Origin of the sequence: Acinetobacter sp. 479375 (assembly GCF_000581715.1) — a bacterium.
Lineage (GTDB): Bacteria > Pseudomonadota > Gammaproteobacteria > Pseudomonadales > Moraxellaceae > Acinetobacter > Acinetobacter ursingii.
Genome location: NZ_JEZN01000001.1, coordinates 202,612 through 224,176, shown reverse-complemented (window position 1 = coordinate 224,176; position 21,565 = coordinate 202,612). Strand labels below are relative to the sequence as shown.

The following is a 21,565-nucleotide window of genomic DNA, read 5'->3' as shown; positions in this document are numbered from 1 at the left end:
TACACAGTTAAATATATAAACCTGCTTTAATATGTTGATCTAGCTCATTTAATCGCTCAGGCGTGCCCACATCGACCCAAACACCCTGCATTTTTTCAGCACTCACTTGCCCGTTAAGCATGGCTTGTTTCAATAAAGGTGCTAAAGGTCGTTTACCGTGTTCTAAATTTTCAAATAGTTTTGGCGATAAAACAGCCACACCACTATAAGTTAGAGCCTCACCGATTTGCGCTTGCTCAAAAGTATAAGCTTTGCCATTGGATAGCACAAAATCACCCTGCGGATGTTGCACAGGATTAGGCACAAATACTAAATGCGCTAAATCGTCGATTAATTTGACCTTTAAAAGCGATGCAAAATCCATCGTTGTCCAAACATCACCATTGACGAGAATAAAAGGTTCATCACCCAACAATGGCAAGGCATTGATGATACCTCCCGCTGTTTCCAAACCTTCACTCTCATGTGACCATAAAATTTTGACACCTAAAAGCGAGCCATCGCCTAAAGCATCTACCAGTTTATCAGCCAACCATGCCGTATTAATAACGATCTCGGTGACACCAATTTTTTTTAATTTTTCGATATGCCAAACAATCAAAGGTTTTTCAGCGACTTGCAATAAAGGCTTCGGTGTATGCAAAGTCAATGGACGCATACGATTACCCAAGCCCGCAGCAAGAATCATAGCTTTCATTAGGCGGCTACCTCATAACGACCATATTTTTCAATAAACTTAGGCATAACTATCTGCTGCATAAATTGCATAAAAGCCTCCAGTTCTGGATAAGCTTTGCTTTCTTCGAGTAAATACCACATCACACGAGGCAAATCTTTGAGATAACCTGATTTTCCATCACGCTCAAATAAACGCACGAAAATACCTAAAATCTTGATATGACGCTGTATCGCCATAAAGTCCGCTTCTTTTTTAAATTGTTCAAAACTGCGATTGATCTTGGCTTCATCGGGTAATAAATCATAAAAAAGCTGGAACCAACGATAAACCCGATCTGCATTCCACTGCACATACGCATCACGCGTAATAGAGATCAGATCATAGGTATCTGCGCCGATCACCGCATCCTGAAAATCAATCACACCCAGTTGTTCTTCGCCCTCAATTTTCATCAAGTTACGACTATGAAAATCCCGGTGCACAATCACCTGAGGCTGCGCAAGCGCAGTATTTGCCAATAAATCAAATGTTTGATCGATAACTGTTTGCTGTTCTGCGCTTGGTATAATTTGAAGTGATGGCAGCATCCAATCCGTCAGCAACTTCATTTCGGTCAGTAACTTGTCATGCGAATAGACTGGGAAATGTCCCTCACCCTGAATCGATTGCAATTGAATCAGTTGCTTAAAGCTTTGTAAATAATAATGATCCACCGTGACATCATTCAGTAGAGTTGATAAGACCACATCACCAAAGTCTTCGAGTAGCAAAAAACCCTGCTCCAAATTTTTAGCAATAATATGTGGCACACGCACACCATGCTGATCAAAAAACTCATCAATCATCACAAATGGAGCACAATCTTCTTTTTCAGGTGGCGCATCCATCAACATAAAGGTATTATTTTGGTTAATGACGCGTGCATAGCGTCTAAAACTCGCATCTCCAGCTAAAAAGTGAACCTGAAAATCTTCAGTATTCAAAGCAGAGGCAATCCATGATTGTATCAATTGTTCACGTTGTGTATTCATTTGCAATAAAATCTAAAACTAGCTGAGATTTTGAAGTCATAAGTGTAGCCACTTATAAACTTTTTCTCTATGATGCGACAATAATTAATTGCGAATTAGCATACTTGGTTAATGAAACAATGAAGCATCAGTTTAAATTTAATCCTTTAGCGACCGCTATTTTGACACTTTTATGTGGTGGCTCCATACAATCAAGTTATGCTGAGTCGGATAATACGGCTTCTAACGTTGATAATAAACAGCTCAAGGAAAGCATTCAAAAAGCTTATCCTGGTCAGGAATTTTTTGAGCAATATTATGTAGATAAATCTGCACCTGAAGCTCAGGTCAGAGATACAAAATCATTAAGCTCTGCCTTTTGTACAGGTACATGGATCACTCCCATCAGCCCAACCGCTCAAGCCGTAGATCCAGAAAAGGCGACTTCTGTGGTGACTGCCGACTATGGACATTACAATCCCAAAGGCGATTCAGAGCTGAGTGGTAATGTTGTAATTGATCAGGAAGGTCGATCTATTCGCGCCGACAAAGTCACCATTGATCAGACTCAAACCTATGCTGACGCTGAAGGTCACGTACAATTAGCACAAGGAGGCCTGCTTTCTCAAAGTGACAAGATCAATTACAATTTAAAGACGCAAACAGGTGATTTAAATAATAGTTTCTATATTTCCGAGGAACGGCATGCGCATGGCCATGCACAGCAGATCAATCGTACATCACCGACGACGATGGTTTTGCATGATGCGACCTACACAACCTGTCCTCCTGAAGAAAAACCAACATGGCAAATTAAAGCCAAAGAAATCAAGTTGGATCAGGACAGTGGTCGGGGCATAACTAAGGGCACAAAACTTTACGTCAAAGATGTACCTGTATTAGCAGTTTCTTATTTTAACTTTCCGATTGATGATCGTAGAACTACTGGTATTTTAAACCCCACCTTTGGTTTCTCCAATGATGGTGGTTTTGAACTTGCCGTTCCTGTTTATCTTAATCTCGCGCCTAACTACGATGCAACTGTGACGCCACGCTACTATGCTGATCGTGGCACGATGCTGGAAGGTCAGTTCAGATATATCACCGAGAACTTTGGTGAGGGTAAAATTTCTGGCGCTTATCTTCCTGAAGATAAAAAATATAATGATCAAGACCGTAAAGATTTAAAATTTTTACATAATTGGGATATCAATGATTATTGGTCAACCAACTTAGAATACAATTACGCATCAGACAAAGACTTTACGGCTGACTTAAACTCAAGTCCTGATTCAAAAACAGATTTAAATTTACGTCGTGCCTGGGTGTTAAATTATAAAAATCAAATTCCTGGCTTAAAAGCTCAATTAAAAGTTGAAGACTTTCAAACTCTAGATAAAACCGTAGCTGATATTGACCGACCTTATGCGCGTCTGCCTCAGTTTTTACTAAACTATGTCACGGGCAATCCTCTAGGGTTACAATACGAGTTTAATAACGACACCGCATATTTCAAAAAAGACATTAGTGATACTAACAACTATAGCACTCAGCCAAGTGGTACTCGGATTTATAACCAATTCGCGGCACGTTATAACTTTAGAAACACCTATGCTTTTGCCATTCCTGAACTCTCGGTTCGTAGCATCAATACATTTTATGATGAAAACACCATCAACGCTTTATATCCTGAAGGTGGAGCAACACCTAACGATAAAAATAAATCGGTGGTTGTACCGCAATTCAGTTTGGATACTGGTTTAACCTTTGAAAAAGATGGAAAATACCTGCAAACCATTACGCCAAGAGCATTTTATGCCTATGCGCCGTATAAAAACCAGACAGATTATCCAAACTTTGATACCACTACTGCCTCGATTAACTACGATCAACTGTTTAACCCATATCGCTTCTATGGACATGACCGTTTAGAAGATAACAACTTTATGTCTTTGGGCGTAAGTTATAGTTTATTTGATCCAGAAGGTTTAGAACGCCTGCGCGCCAGTGTTGGACAAAGCTACTATTTTCAAGATAGACGGGTCACTTTAGTCAACAATGATGAAATTGATACAGAAAAAAATACAGGGCCTGTGGTGAGTTTATCTAGCCAGCTTTCACAGCACTTTACCATTGGTGCAAATTCGGCATGGATGTCGAACGGTACGAATTCACAACGTGATTTTCAAATGTACTACACAGGTGACAAAGGAAATCTGTATAACTTAGGCTATTTTTATCGTAAAGAAATTCCAGATCGCCAAAATACTTATGATCAGGTGGTTGCATCCTTTATACAACCTATCCATAACAATTGGCGTATTATGGGCCATGTTCAATACGACCTTGATAATAGTGTCGCACGTGAATATTTACTCGGTGTAAATTACGAATCATGCTGTTGGGGCGTTTCAGTCTATGGACGCTCTTATTACAATGACCTTGATAATCCAAACGATCCAAACGTCAATGTAAAAAAAGCGGTTATGGTCGAACTTACCCTGAAAGGCTTAGGTGGTGTAAATAACAAACTTGCATCTATTATGGAAAATCGAGTTTTAGGCTTTAAAGAAACTAATCAATCTTGGACACAACGTTAATGAAGACAAAGTATTTAAAACAGTTATTTAAAGCAACTGCCCTCGCAGCGGTTGTTTCTTCATCAATGCATAGTTTTGCTGCAACTCCTTCGGATGAAGTGATTGCAATTGTGGACAATAGTGTCATTTTAAAGAGCGATTTAGAACAAGGCGTTGCTGAGGCAGTCCATCAAATGCAAGCGCAAAAAAAAGAAGTTCCACCTGAACAATACTTACAGCTACAAGTTTTAGATCAACTGATTTTACGTGAAGCCCAACTTGAGCAAGTAAAACGTTATGGGATCAAACCTGACGAAAAAGCGCTGAATGAAGCCGTACTTAAAGTTGCAAACCAATCTGGCAGCAAATCTCTTGAAGCTTTCCAGCAAAAGCTGGATGCTATGGCGCCAGGGACTTATGCATCCTTACGTGATCGTATTGGTGAAGATCTAGCCATCAGTCGCTTACGTCAGCAACAAGTGATGTCACGTATTAAAATTAGCGATCAAGACGTTGCCAACTTTTTAAAATCCCCGCAGGGTCAAGCCATGTTAGGCAGTCAGGTTCATGTCTTACATGCACGTATTTCTGGTGCCAAGGCAGATCCGCAACAACTCAATCAGGTCGCTCAAGAAGTTAAAACCGCTTTAAATAGCAGCGATGATATTGCAAGTATTGGCAAGACTTATTCAACCAAAGATATCAAGGTTGAAGGTGCGGATATGGGTTATCGTGACTTAGCCGATATTCCTGCGGAACTGGCAGCGCGTGTAAGTGCCTTACAAACAGGTCAAACCACCGAACTGATTAATGTCCGTGATGGAATTCATGTATTAAAACTACTTGACCGCAAAACCAGTGATCAAAAAGCGATGGTGGAGCAATATAAAACTCGCCATATCTTAATCCAACCTTCTGAAGTGGTCAGCCCTGAAAATGCCAAGCAAATGATCACCAGCTTATATAATCGCTTAAAAGCAGGTGAAGATTTTGCAACTTTAGCAGCCACCTTTTCCAATGATCCAGGTTCTGCTCGTGATGGCGGTAGTTTAGGCTGGGTAACTCCTGGGATGATGGTTCCTGAGTTTGATGAAAAAATGAAGAATACGCCTGTGGGCCAAATCAGCGAGCCATTTCAAACTCAGTTCGGTTGGCATATTTTACAGGTACAAGATACCCGTAAACAGGATATGACGCATGAATATCAAGAGCGTATGGCGCGTCAAATATTAGGTGAACGCCAGTTTGATACCGAAGTGGATAGTTGGTTACGTGAAGTACGTTCTAATGCCTACGTCGAAATCAAAGATCCAACTCTGGATAAAAAAGCCCTTCAGGAACAAAGTCAGAAAAATAAATCTTAAAACCTGATTTTATAAAAAAGCCAGCAATTGCTGGCTTTTTTTGTTTTGACTTGTTCAAATTTAATCGCGCACACATACTTTTTGACATAAAAAAACCCCGATTAAGATCGGGGCTTCTCTAAAATGATCAATTAACGATTATTTTCGTCTTCTTGATTATCTTCAAATTTTGTATCGCCATCAAAGCCTGATGATTGACCACCACCGAAGCCACCTTGACCACCGAAGCCACCACCTTGACCACCAAAGCCACCTTGACCACCGAAGCCGCCTTGACCACCGAAGCCGCCTTGACCACCGAAGCCACCACCTTGACCACCAAAGCCGCCTTGACCACCGAAGCCACCACCTTGACCACCGCCAAAGCCACCACCTTGACCACCGCCAAAGCCGCCACCTTGACCACCGCCAAAGCCGCCACCTTGACCTGCTGTTGCAGGAGCGCCAGCTGGACGTGGATTACGAGCAGGAACAACTGTAGAAATTGCATGCTTATAAACCATTTGGCTTACTGTGTTTTTTAATAGAACCACGTATTGGTCAAAAGATTCAATATGACCCTGTAGCTTGATACCGTTCACAAGGAAAATAGAAACAGGAATACGTTCTTTACGGAGAGAATTTAAGAACGGATCTTGTAAAGTTTGACCTTTAGACATGTTATAACTCCAAAAAAAATTAAAAATCAGCGCAAAAAACCATCTTTAGTTTTCAATTAAAAATTATAAAAAAGATAGTATGTAAATTTTGCTTTATCCATAAGAGTTTCGCAAGTCTTCTTGAGCTTGCTTTATCGTTAAATAAGTTTTAAAACAGTGTGTTTCTTGCAAAGATCGTAACCAAGTGTATTGACGTTTTGCAAGTTGTCGTGTCGAAAATAATGCTCTATCTTCCATCTCCAGCTTATTTTTGTGACTTTTGTCACTTTTTAGAAGAAAATCGAGTGCTTGCCGATAGCCGACACATCGCATTGAGGGCAAATTATCATTAATATCGTATTTTTCAATCAAGTGTTCCACTTCATTTAAAAAACCAATATCCCACATTTTGCGCAATCTTTGTTCGATTCGCTGATGTAATTCTACTCGATCTGGGAGTAATGCATAATTATGAAAAATGTAGCGATATGGTAAATTTTTAGGCTGTTCTGCTTGTAATTTTGTGATTGGCTGACCAGTTAAACGAAAAACTTCCAATGCCCGAATAATTCGTTGTTTATCTGAAACTTTGAACTTTTCTCCTGCAAGTGGATCCACCCGCGTTAATTCTTCATAAACAGCTTGCCAACCCTGCTCATTTGCTTTTTGTTCAATTTCGGCTCTAACCTGCGCATCTGCATTAGGTAAATGATCTGAAAGTCCTTCAAGCAATGCTTTGAAATACAACATCGTTCCACCCACCAAAATCGGGGTTTTACCGCGTGCGTGAATGTCATCAATCAAGCGACTCGCATCTTCGACAAATTGGGCAGCAGAATACACCTCTAAAGGCGAAATAATATCAATCAGATGGTGCGGATAAAGTGCTTGTTCCTCTTGCGTAGGTTTAGCAGTACCAATATCCATATCTCGATAAATAAGTGCTGAATCCACTGAAATAATTTCAAAATGTCCACGTTCGTATAACTCACATGCCAGCGCAGTCTTGCCGCTGGCAGTCGGCCCCATCAGATTAATCACAGGCAAGTTTGATGACATTTGGGATTATTCTCCACGAGCAAAAAGTTTATCAAGTTGATTAAGTGGAAACGCTCGCCATGTCGGACGACCATGATTACATTGACTGGCAAATTCAGTCTGTTCCATCTGACGGAGTAAGGCATTCATTTCCGAAAGACTAAGCATACGATGCGCACGTACAGCCCCATGACACGCCATGCCTGCCAAAATCTGATCGCGCTTTTGCATCAGTGCCTGAGCCTCATCATTTGGATCCAAATCATGCAACAGTTCAGGAATGAGCTTGTCAAAATCGGCTTTTTGTAAAATCGCAGGCACCCCTCGAACAATGACCTGCTCATCGCCGTATTGATCGATTTCAAGCCCTAATCGAAGTAGTTGATTTTTTAAATCCTCAATGCGGGTGGCTTGCATGCGACTAATGGTAATAATTTTTGGAATTAAAAGTTGTTGAGATGTCCAAAACTCTGGTTTATCCCAAGCACTTTTCATTTGTTGCAATAAAATACGTTCATGCGCCGCATGCATATCAACGATAATCAGCCCTTCTGTATTTTGTGCCAAGATATAAATGCCATGTAACTGTGCAATGGCGATCCCTAAAGGAAACTCATCGACTGAAGAGGATGTTGCAGATGCATCATGCTCAGTATCTGAATTTTCCCGAAGCGGCGACAAATACGTTTTCAGGGCATTATTGAGCTGCGTTGAACCGTTATAACGACTTTGGGGTGAATATTGAACAGTCTGTGGACGGCTGGCATTAAAATCAGTCAGTAACTCAGTAGAGAGCTCTGGTGTTGTTTCAGACTGATCTGATACGCGTGGCGACGTATCCAAATTTTTATGTAAAGCAAATTGTTCCTGATAACGCGGTTGAATGACCGTATTTAAAGCGGATGTCACCTGCTCATCAGCTTTCATTGCCTGAGCCAAATCAGTACTTGCGGTTTGAAACTGCGCCAAGGTTTCTTTGGCATAATGTCTGACGAACTCGTGCACTTCGCGTTGATTGAGGAAACGAATTTCATGCTTGGTGGGATGCACATTGACATCGATCTGCTCGGGATCAGCCTCTAAAAACAGTAAATAACCCGCATATTGATGGCCATGTAAAATACCATCATAAGCCATGCGCAGCGCATGAGAAATGGTTTTATCCTTAACGATACGACCATTCACATAAACATATTGTAAATCAGCCTGTGGTCTGGCATCAGAAGGGTGTCCAAGCCAACCTGACAAACGCATATTGATGCTTTCACTATCGAGCCAATAAGCATTTTGCGTAAATTGTTGACCCAATAATTGTTGCACTCGTTGGAATCTTAAAGCACCGCTATCTGCTATCGGCAGGTTTAAACGAATCTGATCATTATGCTCAAGGACAAAGCGAATATCAAAATGGGTTAAAGCCAAACGGCGAACAATTTCTTCAATATGTCCAAATTCTGTACCTGGTTTTTTTAAAAATTTACGCCGCGCAGGTACATTAAAAAATAAATCCTGTACACGAATATGAGTACCTTTTTGTGCTGCCACTGCTTGAACCTGTTGATGTTCAAAAGCGGTACCGTTCACTTCTACCTGATAACCAATCCCTTCTTCATTTTGGCTACTCACCAGAGTCAAACGTGATACAGCTGCAATTGAAGCCAATGCTTCTCCACGAAAGCCCAAACTGACAATCGCATGCAAATCTTCAGCAGTTTGAATTTTACTAGTGGCATGTCGCATAACGGCAAGCGGCAGATCATCTGGATGAATGCCATTGCCATTATCAATGATTTCAATGAGGGTTGCGCCGCCTTGTGCAACACGAATAATCAACTCGGTTGCTCCTGCATCAATCGAGTTTTCCAGAAGCTCTTTCACGACTGATGACGGGCGCTCAATCACCTCTCCCGCAGCAATCTGGTTGGCTAAAGCAGGATTTAAAGCATGGATACGACGCAAGCTAATTGAATCACTCATGATTCCAATGTTTCCTTTAATGCCTGATAAAGGTTTTCATCATTTAAAGACAATGTAACAAAACGCTGAAGATCATCTTCTGATTTTTCAATATTGATCACAAGATCTGCCTGTGGAATTTCATCTCCACCTTTAGAGGGCCATTCAAATAAAAATAAAGCGTTAGGCACTTCGAGATAGTCACGAATCCCCATCAGCTCCAATTCATAAGGATCATTTAAACGATAAAGATCAAAATGAAAAATTTCGTTATTGTTAATTTTATAAGGTTCAACCAGCGTATAAGTTGGACTTTTGACTGCACCTTGATGTCCCATGTGTTGCAATAAATAGCGTGTAAAGGTGGTTTTCCCTGCTCCTAGATCACCAATCAAATAAATCACACCAGATTGCACAAAATTAGCTAAATGCTGCGCAAACTGCTGAGTATCATCTTCACTATTTAATTGTAACGATAAGGAATATTGCATAGCACACACGACATGAATCGAAGAACGGAATATGATAGCATTTTCAGGCTTTAAAAGCCTACGCTAGGCGGACATCTGTTTTATTTTAAAACAAGCCATTTACATCTGTTTATTTTTATCACATTTCATGAACAAAATTGAGTTTAAACCGCCGATGATCAATGGCGTGAGTGCCAGTCAAGTCTTCTTACCCCACGATCGAGATCAAACTATTCAGACGGTTTTTCAATATCTCTGCAAACATTTTGCACATATTTTAGAACAAGAATGGCGACAACGTTTTACAGAGGGTTTGATTTATGATTCGACTGGACAAATACTCTCAGTCGATAGTCCATATCAAGCCAATACCCATATTTTTTATTATCGTTTTTTGGCGCATGAAATTCATGTTCCGTTTGAGCACCAAATTTTATTTGAAAATGAACATTTATTAATTGTCGATAAACCACATTTTTTAACCATCAGCCCGACAGGACAATATGTACAGGAAACATTACTGGTACGCTTAAAAAATCAGACTGGAATTGAAGAATTAAGTCCAATACATCGGCTTGATCGAGAAACAGCAGGAATCGTTCTATTTAGTAAAAAAGCTGAAGTTAGACACGCCTATCAGGCGCTTTTTGCCAAACGACAAGTCCAAAAAACTTACCATGCAATTGCAGCTTATGATCCAGAATTATCTTTCCCCCAGACTCTCAATCTCTGTATGGAAAAAGGACAACCTTTTTATACCATGCAGATTAATCCTTGCGGTGAACCCAATAGCGAAACCTTGATTGAATGTTTGGAGCATAATCAAACATGGGCAAAATATCAATTAAAACCCCATACGGGTAAACAGCATCAACTGCGAGTTCACCTCAATTACTTGGGCATTCCGATTCAAAATGATCCTTTTTATCCTACTGTTCAGCATAAACCAGACGATGATTTTTCTGCGCCATTACAACTTTTAGCCAAAAGCATTGAGTTCACCGATCCCATCAATAGTCAGAAAATTTGTATTGAATCAACATTTGATTTGAGTTTGTCATACCAAAGTAATGACAAATGAACGATTTTTTATGTGCAAAATATTGAAATTACAATTTCTTGGTTTACAATGAATTTTTTAAAATTAAAAAATCATTCGGTTATTATTCATGCGAAAAACAGAAGTCTATCAGGTTCGCCTTGACTCACAAGAAAAGAAACAGGCCTTTGCTGTTTTTAAGCAACTGGGGATTACACCTGCTCAAGCAGTTCGTCTTTTTTTCAAGCAAGTGGTTTTAACTAAGTCTATTCCATTTACCATTGAGAACCAGAATATCAATATGGAACAGCTCTTAAAGCTGCGTAAAATGAAATCTGCAACGACGCAAAGCAATGGGTCTGCTATAGATACAGAACTTGATGATGATGCATTTTTTGAAGAGTTAAATGCACTGTTAGGTGAAAGTGATCAACTATAAATACGCTTTACTATTTATAAATATAAACAAGTTTTAACGTTCTTCTTTAGATTTTTTCGTTATGCTCTCCATGTTTAGGATAATTAATAAAATATATGGAGAAATTAGATGATTGTAAGACGCGCGACATTAGAAGATTTAAATCAGCTTGCGGTGTTATTTGATGAATATCGTCAGTTTTACGGTGCTTCATCTAATCTTAAACAATCTTATAATTTTCTAAAACAACGCTTCGAAAATAAAGAAAGTGTCATCTTCATCCATGTTAAAGACGATGTTTTTACTGGTTTTGTCTTGCTTTATCTGGGTTTTTCTTCTGTCGCCTGTTCAAATTATTATATTTTAGACGATGTCTATGTGACCCCCATTTATCGTCGTCAAGGATCTGCCAGACAACTCATCGATACTGCAATATTATTTGCTCGACATGAAAGTGCATTAAGGATCAGTCTGGAGACTCAGAAAACCAACGTCGAATCCCAACGGCTTTATGAGTCTATGGGATTTATTCAGGATGATGCTTTTCTTACTTATCACTGTTTTCTTAAATAATTTCACTGTGAATTTGATTGTTGTGCTGCCTGAATTTGCTCTTTATTTAAATAAACCCACTCCCCTAATTCAAGCTCAGGCAAATCCAATTCACCAATTTGCTGACGATGCAGCGCTTGAACTTTATTCCCTACTGCGGCAAGCATACGTTTAACCTGATGATAAACACCCTGATGAATGGTTAAACTGAGTTGGTACTCATTTAATAAATGAACATCTGTTGCAGCAAAAATTCCTTTTTCGTTATGTAATTCAACTCCATTTTCTAGCGCGATTAATTGTTCCTGAGAAATCGGATCGAGTGTCGTGACATGATAGACTTTTGGAACATGACGCTTAGGATGAGTGAGCGCATGTAAAAATTGACCATCATCTGTTAGTAATAATAATCCTGTTGTATCTTGATCTAAACGCCCAACCGCAGCGAGTCCACGTTCTCTTAAAATCTCTGGGAATAAATTAAAGACGCTTTTGTGATGCTGAGGTTGATGTGAACATTCAAAACCTTGGGGTTTATTCAGTGCAATATACACTTTTTCGCGATAAATATAATCTTGACCATATACTGAAAAATTTAAATCTTTCACATCGACACGACATTTTAGATCTGTTTGCACTTCGCCATGAATGCTTATTGCTCCATGTTTAATCAGTTGCTGGCAATGTTTACGTGAACCGAAACCTTGTGATTGCAACATTTTTTCCAAGAGCATAACAATATCCGAAATAAGCGATGGCATAGTTTAACTGATTTTTAAAATTTAACGCGACAAAATAGGCATAAATAGTACAACTGCCACAGAAATTTAAAAGTTTAGCTTTGCTTAAATCAACTAGACCTAAGCAACAATACAAATGTAAAGTCTGAATAACTTGGCAAATTTATTAATCAAATCTTAATCCTTATAAGTCTTATTTACTTGACTACAAAAGCACCTTCTAATCAACTTTATAATCATTTAAAGATATTATGATTTTAAATAAACGTGCCTTATATTTAATTTTATCATTCTTATTTTATTTATATGACTTGTATTTTACAAATTTTAAATAAACCTTATTTAAAAAAATAATACATACAAGCAAGATACTTATATGTATTATATACTGATTAATTAACCCACACTTTTAAAAAATATGTGATAACTCTAAAATCTAACCATTAGGATATTTTTGATTAATTAATTGGGTTCGGAGAAGACCCATTCGTGTTGAAAGATTAGTTAGTATATATAAATCTCTCCTCCGATTCTGTGCTGGCAAAGCATCGATATCATAATTTATTGGCATCACGATTCCTTTAGGTATTGCTGCATTCATTCCATAAATTTTAGATATATCAATAGCTAAAGATTGTTGATCTGCATGAGTAAAGATTGCAACTTTACCTAAACTAGTACCCGAGCTTGCTTTCTTAACAATCATAGCGGCCACTTGATCAATACTTGCCGTAACGACCCCATTTGTATTGATAGTTGGATTACCGACTGAAATGACTTTATCGCTCTCTAGGTGATACTTTGACTTTAAGATAGAAGCCACTTCCCACTGCGCGTAAATTAATACTGGGTTCATTTGATAAAGCATATACACTGCATCGGCAATTTGCTCATTAATAGGTCCAGATTCTGGCATTGTATTACCATTCAATGCTGGGCGACATCCAAAGCTATAAGCTACGATTGTATTAATTGTATTCAAATCGAAAGTAGCAGTATCCCAATTAAATAATGTCTTAAACAGGTTCTGAGTCTGTGTATTTGCCAAAGTAGCATCATTCAATTCAGTCGTTAATTTACCTAACATTTGTCGCTTTAATTCAGCATCTGATGCAGCCAAAGTTGAAACTGTTGCAAAGACAGAGGAACCGATTGTGCACAACCCCACAATAGAGGGCGCTAAAGTAAGAAAACGTCGACGTGTTAACATTATAAGATGTCCTAAATAAGGTATTAGCCCTGAGGGTATGCTTGCTTGGTTAATAGAATTGTTTTGGTATAAAGCTGTGCATATATATCGTGAATGAGGTATAGATCGCGACTGCGTGTCCAAGGTTGTCCAGACTGCTCATCATAAATAATTGGCAGAGGAACCTCTTGAACCACAGCTGCCTGTATTCCACGTAATTGTGAAGTCAAGATACATCGTTTTGCATGATCTCTATGACCTACAATAGCAGCATTACCTAGCGCAGATGCTCCACCAGAAATTTTAATAATTGTATTGGCGACATCGTCAGTACTGAGATAGATAATAGTTCCATCAGACGCGATGATCGGCTCAATAGAAGTTAATACATCTTTCTCTAAATGATATTTAGATGTTAAAAAACGAGCAATTTCCCATTGTGCATAAATTTTGACAGGCTTTAATTTATATATACTATAAATGGTATCCGCAAGTGCTTCATTCATTGGGCCAGGATCAGGCATTGCTGCTTGATTTCCACCATTACTAGAAGTATTTCCACTTTGTTCATTAGGACGATTACCAAAAGCGTAACCAATAATACTATTGATTTGATTCGCTTTAATTTGTGGTAATTCCCAGTTGAAGCAACAGTCAAGTATGATGGGAGAGACAATACTTGCGAGCTTAGCATCACCTAGTTGTAGATTCATTTTAGCTTCAATTTGTGTTAGTAAATTTGAGTCATTTATTGGCTCTTGATTACTTATTTCTTGCTGCTGGTCATTATCATTGCAACCGCTCAATAAAGTTCCTGCAGCCAGTGCTGTACCTATAGCTAGAAATTTTCTACGATTACTATTGGGAAATTCACTCATTATCTAATCCAAGATATATTTAAGTTTAAAAAAAGAATTTTAATGATTCAAAATCATGAAATTTTGGGATTTTAATTGTAATTAATGACAATAAAGTTAAAGTTTTGCTTTGATAAAATAATTTTCAATAGTAATAAAAATTAAATATATTTTGATTACTGTCCACTTCTTAATTGAATAATGCGATGGTTTGGATATGAAAAAAATTTTATTGGGCAGTCTTATTTTATCTGCTTGTACAACACAGGCTTTTGCAATGAATATATTATTAGTTAATGATGACGGTCTAACCAGTAATATTAAAGCTTTATACGACGAGTTAAAGACAGAGGGCCATAATGTTTTAGTCTCAGTACCCTGTTCACCACAAAGTGGACGTGGAGGTGCTATCGTAATGTATAGTACAACTGTAATAACATCTGACAATGATAAACAAATTGCAGCAGAAAATGGCTGTCATAATGGTGCAGCTCCAATAGGAGCACCTGCTGCTGGAACTTTTACTAAAGCGGGCTATACCAATGGTGACTGGAACTATGTCCATGGAACGCCTGTAATGGCGACCATTTACGGTTTAGATATTGTTGCTAAAAAGCATTGGGGAAAATTACCAGATCTAGTCCTCTCAGGACCCAATGAAGGACAAAATGTCGGAAAAGTAGTTATTCATTCTGGAACTATTGGTAATGTTCAATTATCTGCAGGTCGTGGGATTCCATCCATTGCATTAAGTGCAGATACTAATACAGTTGATGATAAATCTTTAAAAAATGCCAATTCTGTGATTGTGGCGAAGCAAACTGTAGTGTTGTTAAAAGAATTACAAAGTAAAGCGGGTAAAGGACCATTATTAGCCAAAGGTATAACTTTAAATGTTAATTTTCCAAAGAATTTAACAACCAATACTCCTTTTGCTTTTTCAAAAATTGGGACTTTTGATTTATACAATTTTAAATTTAATGTAAGTAAAGATAATAGTGGAAACAATCAATATGGTTTAGGCTTTGATGTGACATCTAGTACCCCAGCTTCTACTCAAATGTCCGATGAAAGTGTTGTCATGCAAAGTAAGATTGCCGTTACGGCAATGCAAGTTGCTTATGAGCAGCGACCCGCAGCTCAAGAATGGCTAAAAATACGATTAAAAGGGTTATTTAATAAGTAAAGGGGAATAAATTGATGAAACGTTACTTATTAGCTTTGTTTTTGAGTTTAGGTTTAACTGCTTGTAATGATGATCATAAGGATCAACAAAGTACAATAGCTGAGTCGCCCGAATTAGCCCCAAACTTACCAGTCGGCACATACATTATTAGTACAGTCACCAATGAAGATTTACCGCAGGTTGGCAAGTATTATTTAGGGCAAGATGGCGACAAGTTATTGGTGCTCAATGATGAGCAAGATCGTGCACAAATCGTGATGAGTTACGATGCAAAAAGTAAAACATGGCAAAGTAACCAGAAAGATAAAAATCTTGTTATTAAGCTAGATCATTATGAAAAAATTGTCGATGAAAAACTGGATATTAATCAGTTGATTGGACTCTATAACCTATCATTTTCCAATGGCACGACGATTCCTATCGAAGTGAAAGCTAACGGACAGATGATCGCTAAAGATCCAAACTGTACATTTAATGGTGTGATAACTGCTAGCCAACTGGCAAATACCGCAATATATGCATTGACAGATAATAAATGTGATTTATTAAAAAATAATACTCAAGGCTATATTGTTGTTGATGGCGATCTAGATCCAACAAGTTTTAGAATGCTTTCAAGTAAACTTGAATCACAAGATGTCTGGGCATTTTTAAATTAGTAAATGTAATGAGAAATGGTAACGAGCTTAAGTACGTTATCATTTCTCATATCCAGTATTTACAATAACTTAGCTCAAACGGCAACTACAGATATAATCAATCCCGACATTACTGCAAATATTTTCAATCAACTCATACCCTTCAACTATGTGTGGCTAATCTTACAGATAATGGCCTTCAGCTATATACATCCCTTATTGCCTGTGATTATCAAATATTAAAAAAGAAAAATGATATTTTTCAACCATTGGTAAAATAAAAAATCGTTATACAATATACCACTCCCCCAATATACGCTTTTATTACCATGATCATGTCACAGCTTGATGTCAATCTGTTGGTTTTACTCGTTTTACTGGCTTGTGGTATTTTCAGTCAAAATGCGGCAGTCACGATTGCTGCGGGTGTTCTAATCTTTTTTAAGCTTACCCCACTAAGTCAATTTTTCCCTTATTTACAACAACATGGTTTAAATATTGGCGTTATTATTTTAACCATCGGTGTGCTTACGCCTATCGCCAGCGGCAAATTAAGTGGTGAGACGATTCTTAAATCATTCCTGAGTTACAAATCCATTTTAGCCATTGCAGTCGGTCTATTAGTGGCGTGGTTGGGCGGTCGCGGTGTTAAACTCATGACCAATCAACCAGATGTTGTTGCAGGTTTATTGATTGGCACAGTAGCGGGGGTCGCCGTACTTCGAGGAGTTCCTGTCGGGCCATTGATTGCAGCAGGAATTTTGTCTTTACTGATTAGCTATCAATAATCAATTGATTAAAACCACTTAAGTCTTCAGGCTGTTTTTTTGATCGTTTTGATAAATACATTTGCTGATCTGCATATTCAAGTAATTGTTCAACGCTGTCTGCATGCGTTGGATAAATTGCAACCCCTGTGCTGGCTCGAATACTCAAGTTTTTATTTTCAAAGATAAATTCTTGATCACCAATTGCATCAATTCGATCAACTACGTTCAAACTTAGTTTTGGATCAGCTAATTGAGTAAGAATAATGGCAAACTCATCTCCTCCAATACGAGCCAGATGGTCTTGAACACGAATCACCATTTTTAATCTTTGGGCAAATTCTTTTAAAGCAGCATCACCAACCCGATGTCCATACTGATCATTAATTTGTTTCAAACCATCCATATCAATCATTAACAAAGCAAAATAATTCTGAGTGGATTGAGTTGAAGCAAGACATCTTCTGAAATGATCTAAAAAATGACTGCGATTGGAAAGCTCAGTGAGCACATCCTGAGTCGCCATACGATAGAGTTCTTGTGTGCCAAATCGTGTTGCATGATACATGGCGGCCGCAATCAGTTCAGACATCAGCTCGAGTAGTCGTAAGTCTCCTTCTGCAAAAGCGGCTACTTTTTTTGAATATATTTTTAAAACGCCTAAAGGTTCTTCACAATGAATAAGTGGAACCACCGCCATTGAACGAAGTCCTACATAACGACAGGCAAATACATCCACTCTTGGATCTGTCTCAGTATCTGGACTATATAAGATTTCTTTTTTTTCAATACAAAGCCCCGAAAGAGTATTTTTAACTTTTATGCGATGACCTAGTAGATTTAAATTATGATCAGATACTGAATGAACCACCATTTCATTGGTTTCTAAGAGTTCAATAATTGCTCCATCAGCTTCAATAATATTCTTTGACTGTTGGGCAACCACGGTCATCACTGAGTCTAAATCTAGTCCCAATTTTACAATTTCAGTCTGTGTCTTGATCACAGAAAGTAATTGTTCGACTGTCGGTTGAAATTTACCTGACATTCTAAGCCCTAACCCGTATTAAAAATGATGACTTTTTGACTATTAAAATAATAAGGAAGTGATGGGAGGGAATTTTACGACTAATTATGAAAAATGCATAGAAAATAAACAGACTTATGCGCTCAAAAAGGGCACTTTTAATCAATCTGCCGAATGGCCTACAATTTAAATAATGTCCAAGAGTCTTTCTTAGAAAGAATACAGACTTCTTTCATAAGTCCCTTTTATTTCTCTCTATTGAAGAAAAATAAAGAAGGTTTAAACAATGATGAAAGAAGTCTTATGATTAGGACGAATAATAATTTATTCTTTTCTGAGAAAATTTTTCCAACTGTTTCAAGAAACCTTCAAAATAGCTTTTTTCTTTCTCGTCAGTCCGATAACCCGCATATAAAGTACGGCGCAAGCCTTGTGGTGCAACACAACTCAAACGACGACTTGTCACCCAGCCTTTTTGCTCATATTCATTCACCACCCAATCAGGCAAAGCTGAAATACCACGCCCACTGGCCACCAGTTGAATGAGCATCTGAGTTAAATCGGTGGTACGGATGGCTTTAGGCTGGATATTTGCAGGAAGAAATAGATGCGCCATAATATCCAGACGATGTTTATCAACAGGATATGTGATCAACGTTTCTTCAGCTAAATTTTGTACCGTGATATTTTCGCTACGCACCAAAGGATGCGTATTGGATAAGACCAAACGTGATTCATATTCAAAAATCGGAAAATATTCAATCCCTTTAAGCGCAATCGGATCTGCGGTAATGAGTAAATCGAATTCACCTGTTTGTAAAAGTTCATGTGGATTGGCTTCAAAACCCGAAGCAAAGTCCAGATCGACATCAGGATACTGTTGACGATATTGATTTAATAATGGCATTAACCAGTCAAAACAACTGTGGCACTCAGACGAAAAAATAATACGTCCTGTCTGCCCATGCACAATACGCGTGATATCACTTTGTGCAATTTGAATTTGTGGTAACACATCATCGGCAAGTTTTAATAAGCGTTGCCCCACATTTGAAAAGGTTACAGGTCGACTACGACGATTGACGACTTCGACCCCATACCAATGATCAAGTTCTTTCAGTTGATGTGAAATTGCTGAAGGTGTTAGACACAAATCATTTGCAGCAGCGACCAGTGAACCATGCTCACGTAAAGCCAGAAGCGTTTTAAGATGGCGAATTTCAAGCATAAAGTCGAATCAAAACAAAAGAATGAATATTATTCATTATATCATGAAATTTATTAGCTTGTTTCAACCTAAATTTTATTTCATTATTCGTTCACTACATGAATATGACTCAACTTATATGACTTTAAAACAAAATCATCTTCTAGTTCCATTTTGACAGATCAAATAACCTGGATGCTAAATTCTTACTAAAATATTGAAAATAAAAATGTTATAAATTTTAAAATAATAAATATAAAAAACTATAATCAAAAACTCCAGACACTCTAGGTCAACGTTGACCTAGAGCTTTTTTATCAGAACGATTGATCTATCAAATTCATCATGAAGTTATTGTGCAACATCATTAACTTGAGTTTGTGATTGAGCAACCATTGAAAGTAACTGATGACTTGCAACATTATCGTTTTGATCAAATATCACCTGATAAGAAAGTTTCTTCCCATCAAAATATGATTCCGCAGGCGTTCCAATGACTTCCCACAAACCAATCGAAGCGACATCTGCTAAGCCATGCCAAATCACACGACTGGTTTTATTTGCTTTAGAATAACCTTGTTGGAAAGTATAAATTTCTACACGTTGACCATCTTTATATTCACTTGCAACAGGTGCACCAAACTCAGCAATCACGTGATTACGTGAAATACCTGTATTTAAAACACTTAGATTTTTCTTACTGGGCTGATTACTTGCCATGACTACAGCACAACCACTACTAGTCAATACAGATACCAGCAACCCCACAGCCATACATTTTTTTAACATCTTCATACTCATTATTCTGATTAACTCCATGACCGCATTAAAACCCCGTAATGCAGCATGCAAATATATATTGTATATAACTTTTTTCAATCATTATTTATCGCTGTAAAGATGTTAAAAATCTTTAATCCCGAGTAAATTAGTTAACTATTACAATCCCTTTCCACTATAATTATTTCTTGATTATTCTCCCATTTCTCTCAATTTTTTATGTCAGCTAAATCAAATACATCGATTGCTTCGGGTTCACCCCGACAATATTCATTATTTTGGGTCATTTTAGCATTAGCGATTGGTGGCTTTTGTATCGGAACAACTGAATTTGTTGCAATGGGACTGATTCAGGAAATTGCCAAAGATCTACATATTAGTGTTCCAGATGCAGGTCATTTTATCAGTGCTTATGCACTTGGCGTGGTGATTGGTGCGCCTGTTATTGCTATTTTAGCTGCACGCATTCCACGCAAGTCGTTATTACTGGGTTTGATGTTGTTTTACGGCATTGCCAATGCTCTGACTGCTTTGGCTCATACACCTGAAACTGTTTTACTTTCACGTTTTATCGCGGGTTTTCCACACGGCGCTTATTTTGGTGTAGGCGCATTGGTTGCCGCAGAACTGGCTGGTTCCAAAAAACGAGCTTCCGCTGTTGCTCAGATGATGATGGGACTAACCATTGCGACAGTTTTCGGTGTTCCATTGGCAACATGGCTAGGTCAACAATTTGGTTGGCGTTCAGGCTTTGAATTTTCCTCAATTATTGCTTTTGTTACCTTAGTTGCCATTGCCATTTTTGTACCCCAAATACCAGTCCATTCAACAGCCAGTGTTAAAACCGAGTTAGCAGGACTGAAAAATATCCATATGTGGCTCACGCTTGCTGTGGGTGCAATTGGGTTTGGCGGTATGTTTTCGGTCTATAGTTATGTCTCACCTATTTTGACTGAATATACCCAAGTCAGTATCGATATCGTTCCGATTGCTTTAGCCATCTGGGGCGTTGGTATGGTGATTGGAGGATTACTGGCAGGTTGGCTGGCCGATCGAAATTTGAATAAAACCATTGTAGCCGTGCTTATTAGTTCGGCACTTGCTTTTGTTTTAGCCAGTTTCATGATGAGCCAGCTTTATACTGCGATTTTTGCCTTGTTTTTGATTGGAATCACGGTCATGGGTTTAGGCGGAACTTTACAAATGCGCTTAATGGATGTTGCTGGCGAAGCCCAAGGTTTGGCGGCATCTCTTAACCATTCAGCCTTTAATTTGGCGAATGCGTTAGGCGCTTTTTTAGGTGGATGGGTCTTGAGTCATCAGATGGGCTGGATCGCACCTATCTGGGTGGGTTTTGTTCTAAGTCTTGGCGGATTAGTGATTTTATTGATCGCCTTTGCTGTAGAAAAATATAAGAAATAAAATCTTTGG

General features: G+C 38.3%; 21 protein-coding genes. 9 read left to right on the top strand and 12 right to left on the bottom strand.

The annotated features are described in order from the left end of the window. Window positions 1-7 precede the first annotated feature (7 nt). Together murU and J500_RS01070 are read right to left on the bottom strand one after the other, a co-directional pair. Entirely contained in the window at window positions 8-697 is a 690-nt protein-coding gene (murU, locus tag J500_RS01075) for an N-acetylmuramate alpha-1-phosphate uridylyltransferase MurU (RefSeq protein ID WP_004997148.1), read from the bottom strand. Then, complete coding sequence (locus J500_RS01070; protein WP_004997146.1) at window positions 697-1,710, bottom strand: aminoglycoside phosphotransferase family protein; 1,014 nt, start codon at window positions 1,708-1,710, stop codon at window positions 697-699. The genes murU and J500_RS01070 overlap by 1 nt, the downstream gene beginning before the upstream one ends. 119 nt (window positions 1,711-1,829) lie before the next feature. Between J500_RS01070 and J500_RS01065 the strand changes: the two genes are divergently transcribed. Further along, window positions 1,830-4,289, top strand: a complete 2,460-nt coding sequence (locus J500_RS01065) for an LPS-assembly protein LptD (RefSeq protein ID WP_034697751.1) — start codon at window positions 1,830-1,832, stop codon at window positions 4,287-4,289. Continuing rightward, on the top strand, window positions 4,289-5,632 hold the full coding sequence (locus J500_RS01060; protein ID WP_005003951.1) for a peptidylprolyl isomerase: 1,344 nt from the start codon (window positions 4,289-4,291) through the stop codon (window positions 5,630-5,632). Before J500_RS01065 ends, J500_RS01060 begins: the two co-directional genes overlap by 1 nt. Before the next feature lie 131 nt (window positions 5,633-5,763). On the opposite strand, the gene hfq is transcribed toward J500_RS01060, so the two are convergent. From hfq to tsaE, 4 genes are all read right to left on the bottom strand, one after another. Further along, complete coding sequence (gene hfq, locus J500_RS01055; protein WP_004989480.1) at window positions 5,764-6,291, bottom strand: RNA chaperone Hfq; 528 nt, start codon at window positions 6,289-6,291, stop codon at window positions 5,764-5,766. A 93-nt stretch (window positions 6,292-6,384) separates the two neighbouring features. Then, a complete protein-coding gene (miaA, locus tag J500_RS01050; protein WP_004997125.1) occupies window positions 6,385-7,329 on the bottom strand; it encodes a tRNA (adenosine(37)-N6)-dimethylallyltransferase MiaA in 945 nt (314 codons plus the stop codon). 6 nt (window positions 7,330-7,335) lie between these two features. Further along, window positions 7,336-9,285 carry a DNA mismatch repair endonuclease MutL gene (gene mutL, locus J500_RS01045; protein ID WP_004997123.1) on the bottom strand — a complete coding sequence of 650 codons (1,950 nt, stop codon included), beginning with the start codon at window positions 9,283-9,285 and terminating at the stop codon, window positions 7,336-7,338. Then, complete coding sequence (tsaE, locus tag J500_RS01040) at window positions 9,282-9,755, bottom strand: tRNA (adenosine(37)-N6)-threonylcarbamoyltransferase complex ATPase subunit type 1 TsaE (protein ID WP_004997121.1); 474 nt, start codon at window positions 9,753-9,755, stop codon at window positions 9,282-9,284. The genes mutL and tsaE overlap by 4 nt, the downstream gene beginning before the upstream one ends. A 127-nt stretch (window positions 9,756-9,882) precedes the next feature. Here tsaE and J500_RS01035 point away from each other — a divergent pair, with 127 nt between their 5' ends. The 3 genes from J500_RS01035 to J500_RS01025 all read left to right on the top strand — a co-directional run bounded on the left by J500_RS01035 (window position 9,883) and on the right by J500_RS01025 (window position 11,764). Continuing rightward, on the top strand, window positions 9,883-10,815 hold the full coding sequence (locus tag J500_RS01035) for an RluA family pseudouridine synthase (RefSeq protein ID WP_034697747.1): 933 nt from the start codon (window positions 9,883-9,885) through the stop codon (window positions 10,813-10,815). Window positions 10,816-10,903: 88 nt separating this feature from the next. After that, complete coding sequence (locus tag J500_RS01030) at window positions 10,904-11,212, top strand: type II toxin-antitoxin system RelB/DinJ family antitoxin (RefSeq protein WP_004989494.1); 309 nt, start codon at window positions 10,904-10,906, stop codon at window positions 11,210-11,212. Between the two features lie 108 nt (window positions 11,213-11,320). Further along, a complete protein-coding gene (locus tag J500_RS01025; protein ID WP_004989495.1) occupies window positions 11,321-11,764 on the top strand; it encodes a GNAT family N-acetyltransferase in 444 nt (147 codons plus the stop codon). Window positions 11,765-11,766: 2 nt separating this feature from the next. On the opposite strand, the gene J500_RS01020 is transcribed toward J500_RS01025, so the two are convergent. The 3 genes from J500_RS01020 to J500_RS01010 all read right to left on the bottom strand — a co-directional run bounded on the left by J500_RS01020 (window position 11,767) and on the right by J500_RS01010 (window position 14,550). Then, window positions 11,767-12,477, bottom strand: coding sequence for a pseudouridine synthase (locus J500_RS01020; protein ID WP_004997119.1), 711 nt, complete (start codon window positions 12,475-12,477; stop codon window positions 11,767-11,769). A gap of 442 nt (window positions 12,478-12,919) precedes the next feature. Then, window positions 12,920-13,693, bottom strand: coding sequence for a hypothetical protein (locus J500_RS01015; protein WP_004997118.1), 774 nt, complete (start codon window positions 13,691-13,693; stop codon window positions 12,920-12,922). A 23-nt stretch (window positions 13,694-13,716) separates the two neighbouring features. After that, the gene (locus tag J500_RS01010; protein WP_004997113.1) at window positions 13,717-14,550 is read right to left on the bottom strand and encodes a hypothetical protein; all 834 of its coding nucleotides are present in this window, start codon (window positions 14,548-14,550) and stop codon (window positions 13,717-13,719) included. 196 nt (window positions 14,551-14,746) lie between these two features. Here J500_RS01010 and J500_RS01005 point away from each other — a divergent pair, with 196 nt between their 5' ends. The 3 genes from J500_RS01005 (at window position 14,747) to J500_RS00995 (ending at window position 17,141) form a co-directional block, all read left to right on the top strand. Further along, the gene (locus J500_RS01005) at window positions 14,747-15,715 is read left to right on the top strand and encodes a 5'/3'-nucleotidase SurE (RefSeq protein ID WP_004997109.1); all 969 of its coding nucleotides are present in this window, start codon (window positions 14,747-14,749) and stop codon (window positions 15,713-15,715) included. A gap of 14 nt (window positions 15,716-15,729) precedes the next feature. Beyond that, window positions 15,730-16,374 (top strand): hypothetical protein, encoded by a 645-nt coding sequence (locus J500_RS01000; protein ID WP_004997107.1) that lies wholly within the window; start codon window positions 15,730-15,732, stop codon window positions 16,372-16,374. A gap of 311 nt (window positions 16,375-16,685) precedes the next feature. Beyond that, window positions 16,686-17,141 (top strand): DUF441 domain-containing protein, encoded by a 456-nt coding sequence (locus tag J500_RS00995; protein WP_161798701.1) that lies wholly within the window; start codon window positions 16,686-16,688, stop codon window positions 17,139-17,141. Here the strand turns inward: J500_RS00995 and J500_RS00990 are convergent. The 3 genes from J500_RS00990 to J500_RS00980 form a co-directional block, all read right to left on the bottom strand. After that, complete coding sequence (locus J500_RS00990) at window positions 17,128-18,168, bottom strand: sensor domain-containing diguanylate cyclase (RefSeq protein WP_034697742.1); 1,041 nt, start codon at window positions 18,166-18,168, stop codon at window positions 17,128-17,130. The genes J500_RS00995 and J500_RS00990 overlap by 14 nt on opposite strands. 286 nt (window positions 18,169-18,454) lie before the next feature. After that, window positions 18,455-19,375: a LysR family transcriptional regulator gene (locus J500_RS00985; RefSeq protein WP_004997099.1), complete on the bottom strand. Its 921-nt coding sequence runs from the start codon at window positions 19,373-19,375 to the stop codon at window positions 18,455-18,457. A gap of 330 nt (window positions 19,376-19,705) precedes the next feature. Further along, the gene (locus tag J500_RS00980) at window positions 19,706-20,143 is read right to left on the bottom strand and encodes a hypothetical protein (RefSeq protein WP_034697739.1); all 438 of its coding nucleotides are present in this window, start codon (window positions 20,141-20,143) and stop codon (window positions 19,706-19,708) included. A gap of 210 nt (window positions 20,144-20,353) precedes the next feature. On the opposite strand from J500_RS00980, the gene J500_RS00975 reads away from it, so the two are divergent. After that, window positions 20,354-21,556, top strand: a complete 1,203-nt coding sequence (locus J500_RS00975; RefSeq protein ID WP_034697736.1) for an MFS transporter — start codon at window positions 20,354-20,356, stop codon at window positions 21,554-21,556. The last annotated feature ends 9 nt before the right edge of the window (window positions 21,557-21,565 follow it).